16 protein-coding genes are annotated in these 17,564 nt (G+C 73.5%); 8 read left to right on the forward strand and 8 right to left on the reverse strand.

The genetic code is table 11. From position 1 onward, the window contains the following. Nucleotides 1-15: 15 nt before the first annotated feature. The 5 genes from VE614_RS09140 (at nucleotide 16) to VE614_RS09160 (ending at nucleotide 5,135) form a co-directional block, all read left to right on the forward strand. Nucleotides 16-687 (forward strand): succinate dehydrogenase, encoded by a 672-nt coding sequence (locus VE614_RS09140; RefSeq protein WP_324934619.1) that lies wholly within the window; start codon nucleotides 16-18, stop codon nucleotides 685-687. Between the two features lie 2 nt (nucleotides 688-689). Next, on the forward strand, nucleotides 690-2,639 hold the full coding sequence (locus VE614_RS09145) for a fumarate reductase/succinate dehydrogenase flavoprotein subunit (RefSeq protein WP_324934537.1): 1,950 nt from the start codon (nucleotides 690-692) through the stop codon (nucleotides 2,637-2,639). Further along, nucleotides 2,636-3,382 (forward strand): succinate dehydrogenase/fumarate reductase iron-sulfur subunit, encoded by a 747-nt coding sequence (locus VE614_RS09150; RefSeq protein ID WP_324934539.1) that lies wholly within the window; start codon nucleotides 2,636-2,638, stop codon nucleotides 3,380-3,382. The genes VE614_RS09145 and VE614_RS09150 overlap by 4 nt, the downstream gene beginning before the upstream one ends. Before the next feature lie 173 nt (nucleotides 3,383-3,555). Continuing rightward, nucleotides 3,556-4,329 (forward strand): GNAT family N-acetyltransferase, encoded by a 774-nt coding sequence (locus VE614_RS09155; protein WP_324934541.1) that lies wholly within the window; start codon nucleotides 3,556-3,558, stop codon nucleotides 4,327-4,329. After that, nucleotides 4,329-5,135, forward strand: coding sequence for a lysophospholipid acyltransferase family protein (locus VE614_RS09160; RefSeq protein WP_324934543.1), 807 nt, complete (start codon nucleotides 4,329-4,331; stop codon nucleotides 5,133-5,135). The genes VE614_RS09155 and VE614_RS09160 overlap by 1 nt, the downstream gene beginning before the upstream one ends. Before the next feature lie 6 nt (nucleotides 5,136-5,141). Here the strand turns inward: VE614_RS09160 and VE614_RS09165 are convergent, their stop codons facing one another. Together VE614_RS09165 and VE614_RS09170 are read right to left on the reverse strand one after the other, a co-directional pair. Next, nucleotides 5,142-7,472 (reverse strand): excinuclease ABC subunit UvrA, encoded by a 2,331-nt coding sequence (locus VE614_RS09165; RefSeq protein ID WP_324934545.1) that lies wholly within the window; start codon nucleotides 7,470-7,472, stop codon nucleotides 5,142-5,144. Next, on the reverse strand, nucleotides 7,469-8,524 hold the full coding sequence (locus tag VE614_RS09170) for an LLM class flavin-dependent oxidoreductase (RefSeq protein ID WP_324934547.1): 1,056 nt from the start codon (nucleotides 8,522-8,524) through the stop codon (nucleotides 7,469-7,471). The genes VE614_RS09165 and VE614_RS09170 overlap by 4 nt, the downstream gene beginning before the upstream one ends. Nucleotides 8,525-8,580: 56 nt before the next feature. Between VE614_RS09170 and VE614_RS09175 the strand changes: the two genes are divergently transcribed. Continuing rightward, nucleotides 8,581-9,096 (forward strand): hypothetical protein, encoded by a 516-nt coding sequence (locus VE614_RS09175; protein ID WP_324934549.1) that lies wholly within the window; start codon nucleotides 8,581-8,583, stop codon nucleotides 9,094-9,096. 33 nt (nucleotides 9,097-9,129) lie between these two features. Here the strand turns inward: VE614_RS09175 and VE614_RS09180 are convergent, their stop codons facing one another. Further along, entirely contained in the window at nucleotides 9,130-9,345 is a 216-nt protein-coding gene (locus VE614_RS09180) for a dodecin (RefSeq protein WP_324934551.1), read from the reverse strand. Nucleotides 9,346-9,574: 229 nt separating this feature from the next. Between VE614_RS09180 and VE614_RS09185 the strand changes: the two genes are divergently transcribed. Further along, nucleotides 9,575-10,843 (forward strand): extracellular solute-binding protein, encoded by a 1,269-nt coding sequence (locus VE614_RS09185; RefSeq protein WP_414719548.1) that lies wholly within the window; start codon nucleotides 9,575-9,577, stop codon nucleotides 10,841-10,843. Between the two features lie 47 nt (nucleotides 10,844-10,890). Here VE614_RS09185 and egtD read toward each other — a convergent pair whose 3' ends face one another. Genes egtD through egtA form a run of 4 tightly spaced genes read right to left on the reverse strand, consistent with a single transcriptional unit; the run spans nucleotide 10,891 to nucleotide 15,309 of the window. Further along, nucleotides 10,891-11,853, reverse strand: a complete 963-nt coding sequence (gene egtD / locus VE614_RS09190; protein ID WP_324934553.1) for an L-histidine N(alpha)-methyltransferase — start codon at nucleotides 11,851-11,853, stop codon at nucleotides 10,891-10,893. Continuing rightward, nucleotides 11,850-12,641 (reverse strand): ergothioneine biosynthesis protein EgtC, encoded by a 792-nt coding sequence (egtC, locus tag VE614_RS09195; protein ID WP_324934556.1) that lies wholly within the window; start codon nucleotides 12,639-12,641, stop codon nucleotides 11,850-11,852. Before egtC ends, egtD begins: the two co-directional genes overlap by 4 nt. Then, nucleotides 12,641-13,975 (reverse strand): ergothioneine biosynthesis protein EgtB, encoded by a 1,335-nt coding sequence (gene egtB, locus VE614_RS09200; protein ID WP_324934558.1) that lies wholly within the window; start codon nucleotides 13,973-13,975, stop codon nucleotides 12,641-12,643. Before egtB ends, egtC begins: the two co-directional genes overlap by 1 nt. Next, nucleotides 13,975-15,309, reverse strand: coding sequence for an ergothioneine biosynthesis glutamate--cysteine ligase EgtA (egtA, locus tag VE614_RS09205; RefSeq protein WP_324934560.1), 1,335 nt, complete (start codon nucleotides 15,307-15,309; stop codon nucleotides 13,975-13,977). Before egtA ends, egtB begins: the two co-directional genes overlap by 1 nt. 300 nt (nucleotides 15,310-15,609) lie before the next feature. Between egtA and VE614_RS09210 the strand changes: the two genes are divergently transcribed. Beyond that, nucleotides 15,610-16,473, forward strand: a complete 864-nt coding sequence (locus VE614_RS09210) for a TIGR02452 family protein (protein ID WP_324934562.1) — start codon at nucleotides 15,610-15,612, stop codon at nucleotides 16,471-16,473. On the opposite strand, the gene VE614_RS09215 is transcribed toward VE614_RS09210, so the two are convergent. Continuing rightward, nucleotides 16,442-17,503, reverse strand: coding sequence for a glycoside hydrolase family 5 protein (locus tag VE614_RS09215; protein ID WP_324934565.1), 1,062 nt, complete (start codon nucleotides 17,501-17,503; stop codon nucleotides 16,442-16,444). The two genes, VE614_RS09210 and VE614_RS09215, sit on opposite strands and share 32 nt — an antisense overlap. Nucleotides 17,504-17,564 lie beyond the last annotated feature (61 nt).

Raw genomic sequence — 17,564 nt, forward strand, 5'->3', positions numbered from 1 at the left:
GGCCGACGGCCGTCCATGGCACGCGCGATGTGGGACAGCTCCGTCGGCAAGAAGACAGTGATGGCCGTCAGCGGCGTGATCATGCTGCTGTACCTGGTCGCCCACGTGATCGGCAACCTGAAGATCTTCTTCGGCCCGGAGGAGTTCAACCACTACGGGCACTGGCTGCGCACGGTCGGCGAACCGTTCATGCACTACGAGTGGACGCTCTGGCTCGTCCGGATCGTCCTGCTCGTCGCGGTCGTCGCCCACGCCGTCTCCGCGTACCAGCTCAGCCGCCGCGACATCAAGGCGCGCCCCGGCAAGTACGTGCACAAGAAGCCGCGGGCCTCCTACGCCACGCGCACCATGCGCTGGGGCGGGATCATCCTCGGCCTGTTCATCGTCTGGCACGTCCTGGACCTGACCACCGGGCACGTCCACCCGGGCGGCTTCCAGGCGGGCCACCCCTACGAGAACGTCGTCGACACCTTCTCCACCTGGTACGGCAACGTCATCTACATCGTCGCGATGCTCGCCGTCGGCCTGCACATCCGGCACGGCTTCTGGAGCGCCGCCCAGACCCTCGGTGTCGGCAGCCGCACCCGCGACCGCGCCCTGAAGACCATCGCCAACGTCCTCGCGCTGCTGCTCACGGCCGGTTTCATCGCCGTACCCGTGGGCGTCATGACCGGAGTGGTGAACTGACCATGACTACCTACGCCGACTACCCGACCGGCGAGCCGGTCGCCGACACCAAGGCCCCGTCCGGCCCGATCCACGAGCGCTGGGACAGGCGCCGCTTCGAGGCCAAGCTGGTCAACCCCGCCAACCGGCGCAAGCACACGGTGATCGTCGTGGGCACCGGGCTCGCGGGCGGCTCGGCCGGCGCCACCCTCGCCGAACAGGGCTACCACGTCGTCCAGTTCTGCTACCAGGACTCCCCGCGCCGCGCCCACTCGATCGCCGCGCAGGGCGGCATCAACGCGGCGAAGAACTACCGCAACGACGGCGACTCCGTCCACCGCCTCTTCTACGACACCGTCAAGGGCGGCGACTTCCGCGCCCGCGAGTCCAATGTGCACCGGCTCGCGCAGATCTCCGTCGAGATCATCGACCAGTGCGTCGCGCAGGGCGTGCCGTTCGCCCGCGAGTACGGCGGCCTGCTCGACACCCGCTCGTTCGGCGGCGTCCAGGTCTCGCGGACCTTCTACGCCCGCGGCCAGACGGGCCAGCAGCTCCTCCTCGGCGCCTACCAGGCGCTGAGCCGGCAGATCGCGGCGGGCAACATCGAGATGCACCCGCGCACCGAGATGCTGGACCTGATCGTCGTCGACGGGCGGGCGCGCGGCATCGTCGCCCGCGACCTGATCACCGGGAAGATCGACACGTACTTCGCGGACGCCGTCGTCATCGCCTCCGGCGGTTACGGCAACGTCTTCTACCTGTCGACGAACGCCATGAACTCCAACGCGACCGCCGTCTGGCGGGCGCACCGGCGCGGCGCCTGGTTCGCCAACCCGTGCTTCACCCAGATCCACCCCACCTGCATCCCGCGCACCGGCGACCACCAGTCCAAGCTCACCCTGATGAGCGAGTCGCTGCGCAACGACGGCCGGATCTGGGTGCCCAAGGCCAAGGGCGACACCCGGCCGCCGCACCGGATCCCCGAGGACGAGCGCGACTACTACCTGGAGCGCATCTACCCGTCCTTCGGCAACCTGGTCCCGCGGGACATCGCCTCCCGCGCCGCGAAGAACGTCTGCGACGAGGGGCGCGGCGTCGGCCCCGGCGGGCAGGGCGTCTACCTCGACTTCGCGGACGCCATCCAGCGGATGGGCCGCAAGGCCGTCGAGGCGAAGTACGGCAACCTCTTCGACATGTACCAGCGGATCACCGACGAGGATCCGTACGAGGTCCCGATGCGGATCTACCCGGCCGTGCACTACACGATGGGCGGCCTGTGGGTCGACTACGACCTCCAGACCACCGTCCCCGGACTGTTCGCCATCGGGGAGGCCAACTTCTCCGACCACGGCGCCAACCGGCTCGGCGCGTCGGCGCTCATGCAGGGCCTCGCCGACGGCTACTTCGTCCTGCCGGCCACCATCAACGACTACCTCGCCCGCCACCCGCACCAGGACGAGGTGACCGACGAACACCCCGTCGTGCAGGAGGTGCTGGCCGAGACCGAGGACCGGATCAACCTGCTCCTCGCCGTCGACGGCGACCGCACCCCCGACTCCTTCCACCGCGAGGTCGGCGAACTCATGTGGGAGTTCTGCGGCATGGCCCGCACCGACTCCGGGCTGCGCAAGGCACTGGAGCGGATCCCGCAGATCCGCGAGGAGTTCTGGCGGCGGATCAAGGTGCCCGGCACCGGCGAGGAGTTCAACCAGTCGCTGGAGAAGGCCAACCGCGTCGTCGACTACCTGGAGCTCGCCGAGCTGATGTGCCTCGACGCGCTGCACCGCACCGAGTCCTGCGGCGGCCACTTCCGCGAGGAGTCCCAGACCCCGGACGGCGAGGCGGCCCGCAAGGACGAGGAGTTCTCCTACGCCGCGGCCTGGGAGTTCACCGGCACCGGCGAGGCGCCCGTTCTGCACAAGGAAGACCTGGTCTTCGAGTACGTCCACCCCACCCAGCGGAGCTACGCATGAAGCTCACCCTGCGCGTCTGGCGGCAGAAGAACGCCGACGCCGATGGCGCCATGTCCACGTACGAGGTGGACGGCATCTCCCCCGACATGTCCTTCCTGGAGATGCTCGACACCCTCAACGAGGAACTCATCCTCAAGGGGGAGGACCCCGTCGCCTTCGACCACGACTGCCGCGAGGGCATCTGCGGCGCGTGCTCGCTGGTGATCAACGGTGACGCGCACGGACCCGAGCGCACCACCACCTGCCAGCTGCACATGCGGTCCTTCGAGGACGGCGACACCATCGACATCGAGCCGTGGCGGGCCGCCGCGTTCCCGGTGATCAAGGACTTGGTCGTGGACCGCTCGGCCTTCGACCGGATCATCCAGGCCGGCGGCTACATCACCGCGCCGACCGGCTCCGCGCCCGAGGCGCACGCCACGCCGGTGCCGAAGCCGGACGCCGACTTCGCCTTCGAGCACGCCGAGTGCATCGGCTGCGGGGCGTGTGTGGCGGCCTGCCCCAACGGCGCGGCGATGCTGTTCACCTCGGCGAAGGTCAACCACCTCAACGTGCTGCCGCAGGGCGCGCCCGAGCGGGAGACGCGGGTGCTGGACATGGTGGCGCAGATGGACGAGGAGGGCTTCGGCGGGTGCACGCTGGCCGGCGAGTGCGCGACCGCCTGCCCGAAGGGCATTCCGCTGATGTCCATCACCGGCATGAACAAGGAGTGGTTGCGGGCCACGCGGAAGGTGAAGCGGTAGCGCCGTGGGGGTGCGGCCGTCGCCGGGGTGCGCGGGACCGGTGTGGCCGGTCGCGCAGTGCCCCGCGCCCCTTCGGGGCGCGTTCAGCGGCCGGTCACGTGCACGCCAACCGGGCCCGGAAGAAACGGGGGTAGCACCTCCGTCCCCCCTTCCGGCCCCACCAGGAGTGAGCCATGACCGGTGTGTCCACGCTCGACCGTCCCCCGCAGCCCGCGGCGTCCGTCCGTTACGCCGTGTCCCTCGCCCGTGACGAGGAGGACGTGCGGGCCGCGCAGCGGCTGCGGCACGACGTCTTCGCGGGGGAGATGGGTGCCCTGCTGACCAGCCCGCAGCCGGGCCTGGACATCGACGCCTTCGACGCCTACTGCGACCATCTGCTGGTCCGTGAGGAGACCACCGGCCAGGTCGTCGGCACCTACCGGCTGCTGCCGCCCGAGCGGGCCGCGGTGGCCGGCCGGCTCTACTCCGAGGGTGAGTTCGACCTCGCCCCGCTGGCCGCGATCCGGCCCGGCCTGGTCGAGGTCGGCCGCTCCTGCGTGCACCCCGACCACCGCGACGGCGCCGTGATCGGGCTGATCTGGGCGGGGATCGCCCGCTACATGGCCGACCGGGACCACGAGTGGCTGGCGGGCTGCTGCTCGATCCCGCTGGCCGACGGCGGCGCGCTCGCGGCGGCCGCCTGGGACCGCGTGCGCGAGCGGCACCTCGCGCCCGAGGAGTACCGGATACGTCCGCTGCTGCCCTGGCCGGCCGAGGGCGTGGCCCGCCCCGCCGGCCGCACCGAGCTGCCGCCGTTGCTGCGCGGCTATGTCCGGCTCGGCGCCTGGGTGTGCGGGGAGCCCGCGCACGACGCGGCCTTCGGTGTCGCCGACCTGTACGTGCTGCTGTCGATGCGCCGGATCCACCCGCGCTATCTGCGGCACTTCCTCTCCCTCGTCCCGGCCTGATGAGCGCCTGGCTGCCGAGCGCGCCGTGCACCCCGGGCGCCTGCGTGGAGGCGACGGCCCGCCTGCGGGCCGTACCGCGCGCCGTGCTGCGGCTCACGGCGGTCACGGCCCTGCTGCTCGCCGGGATCGCCCTGTCCCCGCTCGGCGGCCGCGTTCCGGCGTGCCTGGTGCGCCGGTGGTGCCGGGCGCTGGTGCGGGCGGCGGGGGTGCGGGTCCGGATCACCGGGGCCGCACCGCCCGACGGCGGGCTGCTGCTGGTCGCCAACCACATCTCCTGGCTGGACGTCCCGTTGCTCGCCGCCGTCCGCCCGGCCCGGATGCTCGCCAAGACGGAGATACGGCGGTGGCCGGTCGCCGGGCCGCTGGCCGCGCGCGGGGCGCTGTTCATCGAGCGGGACCGGTTGCGCGCGCTGCCGGAGACGGTGGCCCGGATCGCGGGCGCCCTGCGGGCCGGGGCTGCGGTCGGGGTCTTCCCCGAGGGGAGCACCTGGTGCGGGCGGGCGCAGGGGGAGTTCCGGCGGGCCGTCTTCCAGGCCGCGCTGGACGCGGGCGTGCCCGTCCAGCCGGTCGGCATCCGCTACCGCCTCGCCGACGGCCCCGCCACGACCGCCCCGGCCTTCGTCGGCGACGACTCGCTGCTCGCCTCCCTGTGGCGGGTGGCCGCGGCCCGGCACGTGGTGGCCGAGGTCGCCGTACGTCCTCTCGTCCCGCCCGGCGCGTATCCGGACCGCCGCTCCCTGGCCCGGGCCGCCCAGCCGGTCCGGACCGCGCAGCCGTGCTGGACGCATGCGGCTCTGGTGGCGTGAGGCGGCCTACGGCAGTGCGCGGGCCAGGTACGGCGCCGTCCGGCTCTCCGGGGTCCGCGCCACCTCCGCCGGCGGTCCCGCCGCCACGATCCGGCCGCCCTCGATGCCGCCGCCCGGGCCCAGGTCGATCACCCAGTCGGCGCCCGCGGCCACGGACATGTCGTGCTCGACGACGATCACGGTGTGCCCGGCGTCGACCAGGCCGTGCAGCTGCCGCATGAGCACCTCGACGTCGGCCGGGTGGAGTCCGGTCGTCGGCTCGTCGAGGAGGTACAGGGTGGGGCCCCGGCGCCCGCGCTGGAGTTCGCTCGCCAGTTTGATGCGCTGGGCCTCGCCGCCGGACAGCTCGGTCGCGGGCTGTCCCAGCCGCAGATAGCCGAGGCCGACGTCGAGCAGGGCGGCGAGGCTGCGGGCCACCGGCGGGGTGTCGGCGAAGAAGTCCGCCGCCGCCTCGACCGTCAGGTCCAGCACCTCGGTGATGGTCCGGCCGCGGTACGTCACCTGGAGCGTCTCCGCGTTGTAGCGGGCCCCGCCGCAGTCGGGACACGGGGTGTAGGTGCCCGGCAGGAACAGCAGCTCGACGCTGACGAACCCCTCGCCCTGGCAGGTCTCGCAGCGTCCGCCCGCCACGTTGAAGGAGAACCGGCCGACGCCGTACCCCCGCTCCCGGGCCGCGTCGGTCGCCGCGAACACCTTGCGCACCACGTCGAAGAGTCCGGTGTAGGTCGCCAGGTTGGAGCGCGGGGTCCGGCCGATCGGCTTCTGGTCGACCGACAGCAGCCGCCCGACGCCCGGCAGTTCCTCGGTGATCTCGGCGATCAGCGTCGACTTCCCGGAACCCGACACCCCGGTGACCGCCGTGAACACCCCGAGCGGGAACTCGGCCGTCACACCGCGCAGATTGTGCCGGGTGACGGGACCGACCTTCAGCCGCCCGCGCGGCTCCCGCACCGGGCGCGCCGTGGCGGGGGAGCCGTCGAAGAGGAAACGAGCCGTGGCCGACTCGGCGACCGAGGCCAGTCCCGCCACCGGCCCGCTGTACAGCACCCGCCCGCCGTGCTCGCCCGCGCGCGGGCCCACGTCCACGATCCAGTCGGCGCCCCGCACGACGTCGAGGTGGTGCTCGACCACGAAGACCGAGTTCCCGGCCGCCTTCAGCCGCTCCAGCACTGTGCGCAGGGCCTCCGTGTCCGCCGGGTGCAGTCCCGCGGACGGTTCGTCCAGGACGTACACCACGCCGAACAGCCCCGAACGCAGCTGGGTGGCCAGCCGCAGCCGCTGGAGTTCGCCCGCGGAGAGGGTGGGGGTCGCCCGGTCCAGGCTCAGATGGCCGAGGCCCAGTTCGACCGCCGGCGCGATACGGGACTTCAGGTCGCCGGTGAGCACACGCGCGGTCTGCGAGGTGCCGTCCAGCACGCCCGCCAGCTCCGCGAGCGGCAGCGCCGCCAGCTCGGCGATGGTGCGGCCGCCGAACGTCACCGCGAGTGCCTCGGGGCGCAGCCGGCTGCCGCCGCACCCGGGGCAGGGCGCGCTGGTCAGGAACCGCTCCGCCCTGGCCCGCAGGGTGGGGCTCCTGGAGTCGGCGAACGTCTTCATCACGTACCGGTGGGCGCTCGTGTACGTGCCCTGGTAGGGCCGTTGGATACGGTCAGCGTCCCGCACCGGGTGGACGGTGACCACCGGCTGCTCGTCGGTGAAGAGGATCCACTCCCGCTGCTCGGCGGGCAGCTCGCGCCACGGCCGGGCGACGTCGTAGCCGAGGGTGTCGAGGATGTCCCGCAGGTTCTTGCCCTGCCAGGCGCCCGGCCAGGCCGCGATCGCGCCGTCCCGGATCGACAGCGAGGGGTCGGGGACCAGCAGCTCCTCCGTCGTCCGGTGCACCCGGCCCAGCCCGTGGCACTCCGGGCACGCTCCGGCCGCCGTGTTGGGGGAGAAGGCGTCCGAGTCCAGCCGCTCGGCGCCCGGCGGACAGTCGCCCGCCCGGGAGAACAGCATCCGCAGCGAGTTGGAGAGATGGGTGACGGTGCCGACGGAGGAGCGGGAGGTGGGCGCCGAGCGGCGCTGCTCCAGCGAGACGGCCGGCGGCAGTCCGGTGATCTCGCCGACCTTCGGCGCGCCGGCCTGGTGGATCAGCCGGCGGGCGTACGGGGCGACCGACTCGAGGTAACGGCGCTGTGCCTCCGCGTAGACCGTGCCGAACGCCAGCGACGACTTCCCGGAGCCCGACACGCCGGTGAACACCGCGACCACGTTCCGGGGGATGTCGACGTCGACGTCCCGCAGATTGTGCTCGCGGGCACCGCGGACGCGGACGTACGGATCGTGCGGGCTGGTCATCCGGGGAACTCCGTGCGCGTCTGGGTGGGACAAACCCCGCGATTCCACGCCGGGGACATTCCGGCGATCCGGGCCAGCCGCCGGTAGGAGTCCAGCAGCGCCTCGCGGTCGTACGTACTGGTGGTGACCAGCACCTCCTGCGCGCCGGTCTCCTTGAGCACCGTCTCCAGCTCGTGGGCGACCTCCTCCTCGGTGCCCGCGAGCTGTCCGGCGAGACCGGACTCGTAGAACCCCCGCTCCTTCGCGCTCATCTCCAGCGCGTCCACCCGCCCGGCCGGCGGCAGCGGTGGGAAGGTGCCGTGGGTGCGGGAGTACGCCATCGACCAGGCCTCGGGGATCAGCAGCCGCCGGGCCTCCTCGGGCGTGGCGGCGACCGCGACGGTGCCGGAGATCACCACATACGGCTCGCTCGCCCAGGGCGAGGGGCGGAAGTGCGCGCGGTAGTGGTCGACGCCGCGCCGCATCTTCTCCCGGTCGCGCAGATCGCCGATGACCATCGGCAGGCCCGCGCGGGCCGCGATGGTGGCGCCCTCGCCCATGGCCAGTACGAACGGCGGCACGCTCAGCCCCTCGGACGGCCGGGCCCGCACGCCCGTCGGCGACGTGCCGCGGAACCAGCCCAGCAGCTCCTGGAGCTGGGCCGCGAAGTCCTCGGCGTCCCCCTTGTCGCGGCCCAGCGCCTTGCGCACCCCGTCGGTGAAGCCGACCGAGCGGCCGAGACCCATGTCGATCCGCCCGGGGAACAGCGACTCCAGTACCCCGAACTGCTCGGCGACGACGAGCGGTCGGTGGTTCGGCAGCATCACGCCGCCGGTGCCCACCCGGATGGTCCGGGTCGCGCCGGCCACGGCGGCGGCCAGCACGGTCGGCGCGGAACCGGCGACGCCGGGCACCCCGTGGTGCTCCGACACCCAGAAGCGGTGGTAGCCCAGCCGCTCCGCCTCCCGTGCGAAGCGCACGGTGTCGCGCAGCGCCTCGCCGTCCGGGCGCCCTTCACGGGTGCGGGAGCGGTCGAGCACGGAGAAACGGGTCGCGGCGATCACGGAGCTCACCTCCGGTTCAACGCCTGCGCCGCGCGCGCATTCCCGATGTGTCTAGGGTGGAGAGCGTGACGCACCGCACCAAGGCTCCGCTGGCCGTGTTCGACCTGGACAACACCCTCGCCGACACCGCGCACCGGCAGCACTTCCTGGAACGCAGGCCCCGGGACTGGGACGCCTTCTTCGCCGCCGCGCCGCAGGACCCGCCGCTCCCGGAGGGGGTCGCGCTGGCGCTGGAGAGCGCCCGCGAGTGCGAGGTGGTCTATCTGACCGGGCGGCCCGAGCGGTGCCGCCGCGACACGCTCGACTGGCTGGCCGCGCACGGCCTGCCCGAGGGGCGGGTGTACATGCGGCGGGACGCCGGGCCGGAGGGCGGGGGGAGGGGAGACCGCAGGCCCGCCCGCTTCACCAAGCTGGACGTCCTGCGCCGCCTCGCCCGGACCCGTGAGATCCGCGTGCTCGTCGACGATGACGAACTGGTGTGCGAGGACGCCGAGCGGGCCGGGTTCACCGTCCTGCGGGCGCGCTGGGCCACCCCCTCCGGTGAGCTGAAGGCCGCCCAGGAGCGGGAGGGGCGGACCTGACGGGCCCCGGGCCCGTCGGTCCGCGTCCTCGCGTCAGTCCGCGTCCTCCAGCCGGAAGCCCACCTTCAGGCCCACCTGCCAGTGCGCGATCTGCCCGTTCTCGATCTGCCCCCGCACCTGGGTCACCTCGAACCAGTCGAGATTGCGCAGGGTCTGTGAGGCGCGGGAGACGCCGTTGCGGACGGCCTGGTCCACGCCCTCGGGGGAGGTGCCGACGATCTCGGTGACCCGGTAGGTGTGGTTCGACATGGAGTGCTCCTCTCCGCCGTGACGGCTGTGTCACGCGTCACTCCACCGTGCCCCAAGCCGCGGCGGACCGCGAGGCGTCGGACTCCCGCCGCCAATCCCTTGACCTCCGCATTGGTCCATACCAAAATCCCACGCACACCCGTACGAGCCCCGGCTCGTCCCCCCACGTCGGGCTTCCGTCGCCCTGTCCCCGGACAGAGCCCTGTCCCCAGACAGAACAGGACCCCTCGTGAGACGTCGCCGCCTGCTCGCCCTCTCCGGCGCCCTGACCGCCTCGCTCGTCACCGGCTGCGGTGTGCTGCCGGGCGACACCGGGCAGGAGCGGCGCACCGTCGTCGTCTGGCTGATGAAGGACAGCGCCTCCGAGGAGTTCCTGGACCGCTTCACCGAGGAGTTCGAACGCGCCCACGGCGACCTCGACCTGGACATCCGCATCCAGGAGTGGACCGGCATCGGCGAGAAGGTGCACACCGCGCTGGAGTCCGACGCCGCGGACGCGCCCGATGTGATCGAGGTCGGCAACACACAGGTCCCGCAGTACATCGAGGGCGGCGGGCTGCTCGACCTCACCCTGGAGTCGATGCGGGACTGGGGCATGCGCGACTGGCTGCCCGGCCTCGCCGAGCCCGGACAGCAGCTGTCGGCGCAGTACGGCATCCCCTGGTACGCCGCCAACCGCGTCGTCATCTACCGCAAGGACCTCTTCGAGCAGGCCGGGATCACCGCCCCGCCCAGGACCCGCGAGGAGTGGCTGGAGGTCACACGGAAGCTGAACTCCGGCGGCGACCAGGGCATCTACCTCGCGGGCCAGGACTGGTACACGCTCGCCGGGCTCATCTGGGACGAGGGCGGCGACCTGGCCGAGGAGAACGGCGGCAGCTGGCGCGGCTCCCTCGACACCCCGGCCGCCCTGCGCGGCATGGACTTCTACCGCCGCCTCCAGGCGCTCGGCGCGGGCCCGGTCGACGCCGACGAGGAACACCCGCCGCAAGCCGGGGTGTTCGCCGGGGGACGGGTGGCGCAGATCGTCGCGGTGCCGGGGCTCGCCCGGGCCGTCGTGCGGCAGAACCCCGGCCTGGAGGGCAAGCTCGGCTTCTTCCCCGTGCCCGGCAAGAGCGCCGGCCGGCCCGGCGCCGTCTTCACCGGCGGCTCCGACCTCGTCGTACCGAAGAACACCGACGTCCGCGACGGCGCGGTCGCCGTCGTGGAGGCCCTCGCCGGGGCCGAGTGGAACACCGAGCTGGCCCGCACCATGAACTACGTGCCCAACAAGACCACGCTGGCCGGCCGGGTCGCCGCCGAGGAGGGCGTCGCCGCCATGGCCGCCGGGGCGGCACGGGGACGGGCGACGCCCGCCACACCCGACTGGGCGAACGTCGAGGCGGACAACCCCATCAAGGAGTACATGACCAAGGTGCTCACCGGCGCCGACCCGGCGACCGAGGCCCGGCGCGCCTCGCAGCGGATCACCGAGGCGCTGACGGTTCCCGCGAGCTGAACCCACGGCCTGCCGCACGGGCCCGGCCCGGCGCGTGGACTCCCGGCCTACCGCGCGACGCTCAGCGACAGCGCGAAGCGGCCCTCGCCGTCCGTCCACCAGTGCGTCAGCTCCAGCCCGGCGGCGGCCAGTTCGGCGCGCACCCCCTCCTCGCGGAACTTCGCCGACACCTCGGTGCGCAGCTCCTCGCCCGCGGCGAACTCGACGGCCAGGCCGACCGCCGGGATCTTCACCGTCTGCGCCTGCCGGGAGCGCAGCCGCATCTCGATCCACTCCCGCTCGGGATCCCACAGCGCCACATGCTCGAAGGCGCCGGGATCGAAGTCGGCGCCCAGCTCCCGGTTGACGACGGACAGCACGTTCCGGTTGAACGCGGCCGTCACCCCCGCGGCGTCGTCGTACGCCCGGACCAGCACCTCCTCGTCCTTGACCAGGTCGGTGCCGAGCAGCAGGGCGTCGCCGGGGGCGAGCAGGGCGCGCGCCGAGGCCAGGAACTCGGCCCGCTCGGCGGGCAGCAGATTGCCGATCGTGCCGCCGAGGAACACCAGCAGCCGGGGCCCCGGTGTATCCGGCAGCTCCAGGCGGGCGGTGAAGTCGGCGATCAGCGCGTGCACGGCCAGGCCGGGCCGCTCCGCGACGAGTGCCTGCCCGGCCTGGGTGAGGGCGCTCTCGCTGACGTCGACCGGCACATAGACGTTCAGGCCGGGGAACGCCTCCAGGAGGTGCCGGGTCTTGGCGGAGGATCCGGAGCCCAGTTCCACCAGGGTGCGGGCGCCGGTCGCGGCGGCGATGTCGGCGGCGCGGGCGATGAGGACCTCCCGCTCCGCGCGCGTCGGGTAGTACTCGGGCAGCTCGGTGATCCGCTCGAACAGCTCGCTGCCGTGCGCGTCGTAGAACCACTTCGGCGGCAACGTCTTGGGGTCGGCGGTCAGGCCGTGCAGGACGTCCGCGCGCAGGGCGGCGTCCGTGGCGTCCTCGGGGAGGGTGCGGGTGAGATGGAACGGGCTCACGTGTGGGGCTCCTTGAGCGGTGCGGGGGCCGGGGAGTGGCTCGGCTCCTTGAGCGGGGCGAGGCGCACCTCGGTGGGGCTCGCGGTGACCAGGGTGCGGTCCGGGACCTCGGTCCAGCGGGGGTCGTCGTCGTAGGGCTCGGACGCCACGACCGTGCCGCCGCCCGGCCGGACCAGGTGCCACAGGGTGTCGCCCCAGGTGGTGGCGGTGACGGACGTGCCGTCGGTCAGCAGCAGGTTGAGCCGGGAGCCGGGGGCCGCCGCGGCGACCTCAGGGACGGTGTCGGCGAGCGCCCGGCCCGGGTCGTCCCCGGCCCGCAGCCGGGCCAGGACCAGCGCCCAGACCAGCGCCGAGTCGTTGCGGGCCTCCAGGGACAGCAGATCCTCGGGCGGCAGGCTCCGGGAGAGCGCGGCGAGGGACCCGGGCCAGCCCCGCACCGCACCGTTGTGGCTGAACAGCCACCGGCCCGCGGTGTACGGCGCGGCCGCGGCCTCGGCGTCGGCGCCCGCCAGGGTGGCGTCCCGTACGGCGGCGAGCAGGGCCCGGGTGCGCACGACCCGGGCCAGATCCGCGAACGACAGATCGGCCCAGATGGGCCCGGCGCGCCGGTAGCGGGCCGGTACGGGGTCGCCGTCGGCGTACCAGCCCACGCCGAAGCCGTCGGCGTTGACCGTCCCGTACCGCTGGTGCCGCGGCGCCCACGACTGCCGGTACAGCGCGTGCGGCGGCGCCACCAGCAGGGCGCCGAGCGGCTCGGCGGGGCCCACGTAGGCGAGATGTCGGCACATCAGACGTCCTGCGAGCGGGCCGTGCGGAAGCCGGAGAAGATCTGCCGCCGGATCGGATAGTCCCAGTTGCGGAAGGTGCCCCGGCAGGCCACCGGGTCCACGGCGAACGAACCGCCGCGCAGCACCTTGTGGTCGGACCCGAAGAACACCTCCGAGTACTCCTTGTACGGGAACGCCCGGAACCCGGGGTACGGCAGGAAGTCGCTCGCCGTCCACTCCCACACGTCACCGATCAACTGCCGTACGCCCAGCGGGGACTCGCCGGCCGGATAGCTCCCGGCGGGGGCCGGGCGCAGATGGCGCTGGCCGAGGTTGGCGTGCTCGGGCCCCGGGTCGGCGTCGCCCCACGGGTAGCGCATCGAGCCACCGGTCACGGGGTCGTACCGGGCCGCCTTCTCCCACTCGGCCTCCGTGGGCAGCCGCCGCCCGGCCCAGCGGGCGTACGCGTCCGCCTCGTACCAGCACACGTGCAGCACCGGCTCGTCCGGCGGCACCACCTCGGTCACCCCGAACCGGCGGCGCAGCCACTGCCCGCCGTCCCGGCGCCAGAACAGCGGGGCCGAGATGGAGTGGCGGCGGATGTGCGTCCAGCCCTCGGCCGTCCACCAGCGCGGGTCCTCGTAGCCGCCGTCCTCGATGAACGCCAGGTAGGCACCGTTGGTGACCGGAGTGGTGTCGATGAAGAAGGGCGGTATCTCCCGCCGGTGCGCGGGCCGTTCGTTGTCCAGCGCCCACGGCTCCGAGGAGGTGCCCATGGTGAACGGGCCACCGGGCACGAGCACTTCGGACGGCCCGGTGAACACGGCGACCGGCTCGGGGTCGGGCGCGGTGAGCGCCTGCGGGCCCTTGCGCAGCTGATGGGTGATCAGCATCGTCTCGTCATGCTGCTGTTCGTGCTGCGCGACCATCCCGAAGGCGAACCCCGCCTCGGTGAGCCGGGTGCCGTGGAGGGCGGTGCCCTCCAGCACGTCCAGGACCCGGCGGCGCACCTGCGCGGCGTAGGCGCGGGCCTCGGCGGGCGGCAGCAGCGGCAGCGACGGCCGCTCCGCGCGCGGATGCTCGAAGGCGTCGTACAGGGTGTCGATCTCGGGCCGGATCGCCTCCTGCCCGGCGACCGCCCGCAGCAGCCACAGCTCCTCCTGGTTGCCGATGTGCGCGAGGTCCCAGACCAGCGGGGACATCAGCGGGGAGTGCTGGGCGGTCAGATCGGGTTCGTCGACACAGGTGGTCAGCAGCGTGGTGCGGTCGCGGGCGGTGGTCAGCGAGGCCAGGGCCCGCTCGCGGAACGCCTCCGGATCGATGTCCGAGGCCATCTCGGGGGCGGTGTCGGTCATCAGCGCAGGTCCTTCCCGTGCGGCAGGGGCAGCTCGCCGGCCGGGCGTGGCCCGGACCCGGAGCGGTCCGTCCCGAGCAGCCGGTCCAAAAGGTCGTCGGCGGGGCAGCGGCCCCGCACCACATAGCGATCGCGGTACGCCCCGACGGCGTCCGTCACCTCGGGCGCGGCGCCCAGCCGGGGCAGCGCCTCCAGCGCCGCCGCGAAGCACACCGCGGCCGCCTCGCGCAGCTCCGGGTCGGCCAGCCCGTGGCGGGCCGCGTCGAGCCACAGCGGATTGTGCGGCGCGGGCAGCCCGAGGGAGCGCTCGGCCAGCGGCTTCACCGCGCGATAGGCGGTCTCGGCGGCCTCCGGGTCGTCGAAGAGCGCCGTCGTCACGGCGACCGGCACGATCCAGCCGTCGTCGCCGGGCTGCGCGTCGATCATCCGCAGCTCCAGATGGCCGCGCGGCCGGACCGGCGGGAACAGCGTCGTCAGGTGGTAGTCGAGATCGTCCGGGGTCGGCGGCCGGGGGGCGCCCGACCGGGTCCAGTCCCGGAAGCTCAGTCCGTCCGGCACGTCCCACGGGCCGCCCTCGCGCCGCACGCACATCACCGGCGCGTCCAGGACCCGGCGGGCCCAGGCACCGCGCGGATCGGCGTCCAGCGCCGGCGCGCCCGCCCGTCCGGCGCCGATCTCCGCCCACCGCAGCTGTCGGGTGGACACCCAGCCGGTGGGCCGGTGCCCGGCCATCGGGGAGTTGGCGAACGCGGCCACCAGCACCGCGCCCAGCTGGTGGGCCAGCCACCAGCGCCGCACATGCCCGAGCGGGCCGGGCTCCTCGTACCCGGCGTCCAGGCAGACCTGCACGGAGGCCGACGCGCACATCATGGCGCGGCCGGCCGGTCCGGTGCGGTCGAGGGCGGTCTCCATCGCGTCGTAGCGCGGCTCGCGCAGGAACCGGCGGGGCGCGTGCCACGGGTCGTGGCCGATGCCGGCGAGGCCGAGGCCGCGCTCGCGCAGGGCCGCGCGGACGGCGTCCAGGTCGGCGGAGACGGTGCGCACGCACTCCATGAGGGAGGCGGCGGGCGGCGAGCTCAGCTCCAGCTGGCCGCCGGGTTCCACGGTGAGCGCGGACGCCAGGGGCGCGGCACGCGCGGCGGCGAAGGCCGCTTCGAGTCGTTCGGACGTCAGGGGCAGCTGCGGTCGCCGCAGCTCGTGGACGAGCCACTCCAGCTCGACACCGACGGAGCGCGGCGGCCCGGTCTTGAAGCAGATACCGCGGACCAGCCCTTCCACCTCCGCCTCGGTGACGGTGGCGCGGGTCCGCGTACAGTCGCTTGCCGCATCGGACATATCGGGATCCCTTCTGAGGTTCCTCCTGCCGCCGGTCCGGGGCCGCGGGCGCCCGGGCCGGCACACCTGTCCCACCCAAGACGTTCGGGCTCGCTCGCACAAGGGGGCAAATCCGGAGGTCCGGGACGGGTGTCGGGGCGGTTCGGGGCCGGAAACCGGCGTTTTCCGGCGGGATGCCCGCTGTTGCCGGGGCCGGGAAACTCCGTTGCACCGCAGGACCAGGATCGCTCAGGATGCGTTCATGAGCACGACGGGGGAGGCCGCGGGGCGCGCGGTCGCGGCGGCTACGGGGGTGGCGCCGTGAGCGCGCGCCTGCGCGGCATCGCCCGCGAGACGGAGCAGATCGTGGCGGCGGGGGCCTACCGGGCGCCGGACGGCCGGGAGGTGTTCCTGGCGGACGCGGTCGAGGCGGCCCGGGCGGGCACGCGGACCCACGGCCCGGACCCGGTGCCGGTGCCGCCCGCGCCGGGTACGCACACCACCCTGATCGAGGTCACCGGCGAGAGCAGCCTCCAGGCCGCCCGCCGCCTCGGCCCCGGAACGGCGGTGCTCGACTTCGCCTCCGCCCGCAACCCCGGCGGCGGCTATCTCAACGGCGCCCAGGCCCAGGAGGAGGCCCTGTGCCGCGCCTCCGCCCTGTACACCTGCCTGCTGCGGGCCGCGGAGTTCTACGACCACCACCGCACCCATCGCGACCCGTTCTACACGGACCGGGTCGTCCACGCGCCCGCCGTCCCCGTCTTCCGCGACGACCGCGGCCGGCTGCTCGGCGAGCCGTTCGCCGCCGGGTTCCTGGCCGCGGCGGCGCCGAACGCCGGAGTCGTCCGGCGCACCGCACCGCACCGGGCCGCCGAGCTGCCCCATGCCCTCGCCACCCGCGCCGAGCGGGTCCTGGAGACGGCCGCCGCCCACGGGTACCGGCGCCTGGTGCTGGGCGCCTGGGGCTGTGGCGTCTTCCAGAACGACCCGGACCAGGTGGCGGGTGCCTTCCATGGCCTCCTCGGGCCCGGCGGCCGGTTCGCGGACCGCTTCGAGCACGTGGTGTTCGCGGTGCTGGACCGGACGAGAGGCGCGGTCGTCCGCGAGACGTTCGCCCGGACGTTCCCGGAGCCCCGGCTCCGGGGCGCGTCGCTCAGTTCGCCGGGAAGTCGTCCGGAGTCCTGATCCGGTCGCGGATCCAGACGCCGGCCGGCTTGAGGGAGGTCTTCCCCGCCCAGGGGCCGCCGCCGGCGCAGGTGCCGGGCTTGAACACCGCGCCGGAGCGGTGGTCGTCGGAGTAGTTCCAGTTGACCCAGCTGATCTTCTTGCGGGCCATCAGGTCGAGGTACTGCTGGGCGCGGCCGAAGTCGTTCGGTCCGTCGCCGCTGGCCTCCTGGGTGCCGAACTCGGTGACGAAGACGGGGATCCGGTCGGAGGCCCGGTCGAGCGCGCTCAGGTACTCCTGGCCGTGCGAGGCGGCGTAGAAGTGGAACGTGTACATGATGTTGCTCGCTCGGACCGGGTTGTCGACGACATCCCTCTCGTCGCGGCCGTCCGAGACACCGAGCGAGCCCCAGCCGTGGGTGCCGATCAGGATCGGCGTGTCCGGGTCCTGGGCGCGGATCACGGGGATGAGCTGCTCGGCGTACGACCTGATCCGTGACCAGCTGACGCCGTTGGGCTCGTTGGCGATGTCGTACAACAGGTTGGTCTTGCCGCGGTGGCGCCGGGCGATCTCCGTGAAGAACGTCCTGGCGCGCTCCAGGTTGTGGTGCGGGTCGCCGGGGGTCAGCTGGTGCCAGTCGACGAGGGCGTACATGCCGCGGGCGGTGGCCTTCTCGATGAGCCGGTGCACCCGGTCGGTGAACCCGCGCGGGTCGGTCTCGTAGCCGCCTTCCTGGACGTAGAGGGAGATGCGCAGGACGTCGGCGTTCCAGTCGTGGGCGAGCGCGTCCAGGGAGCCGTCGGTGAGGCACTGGCTGTACCACTGGAGGCCGTGGCTGCTCATTCCGCGCAGCTGGACGGGCTTGCCGTGCTGGTTGCAGAGCTTGACGCCGCACACCGTGAGGCGGCCGTTCACCGCGGCGGGGGTGCCGGCGGTGGCGCCGGCGGCGGAGGCGGCCGCGGGGGGCGGGGGCGGGGTGAGGGAGAGGCCGAGGGCGCCGATCAGGGCGCCGGCGAGGAGAGTGGGGACCGTGCGGATTGTTCTGCGCATGACATCCTCCCTGGGGGGTCGACCGATGTCGCACAGCGGTTAGGAAAGTTTCCTTACAGTG

Origin of the sequence: Streptomyces sp. (assembly GCF_035645055.1) — a bacterium.
Classification (GTDB): domain Bacteria; phylum Actinomycetota; class Actinomycetes; order Streptomycetales; family Streptomycetaceae; genus Streptomyces.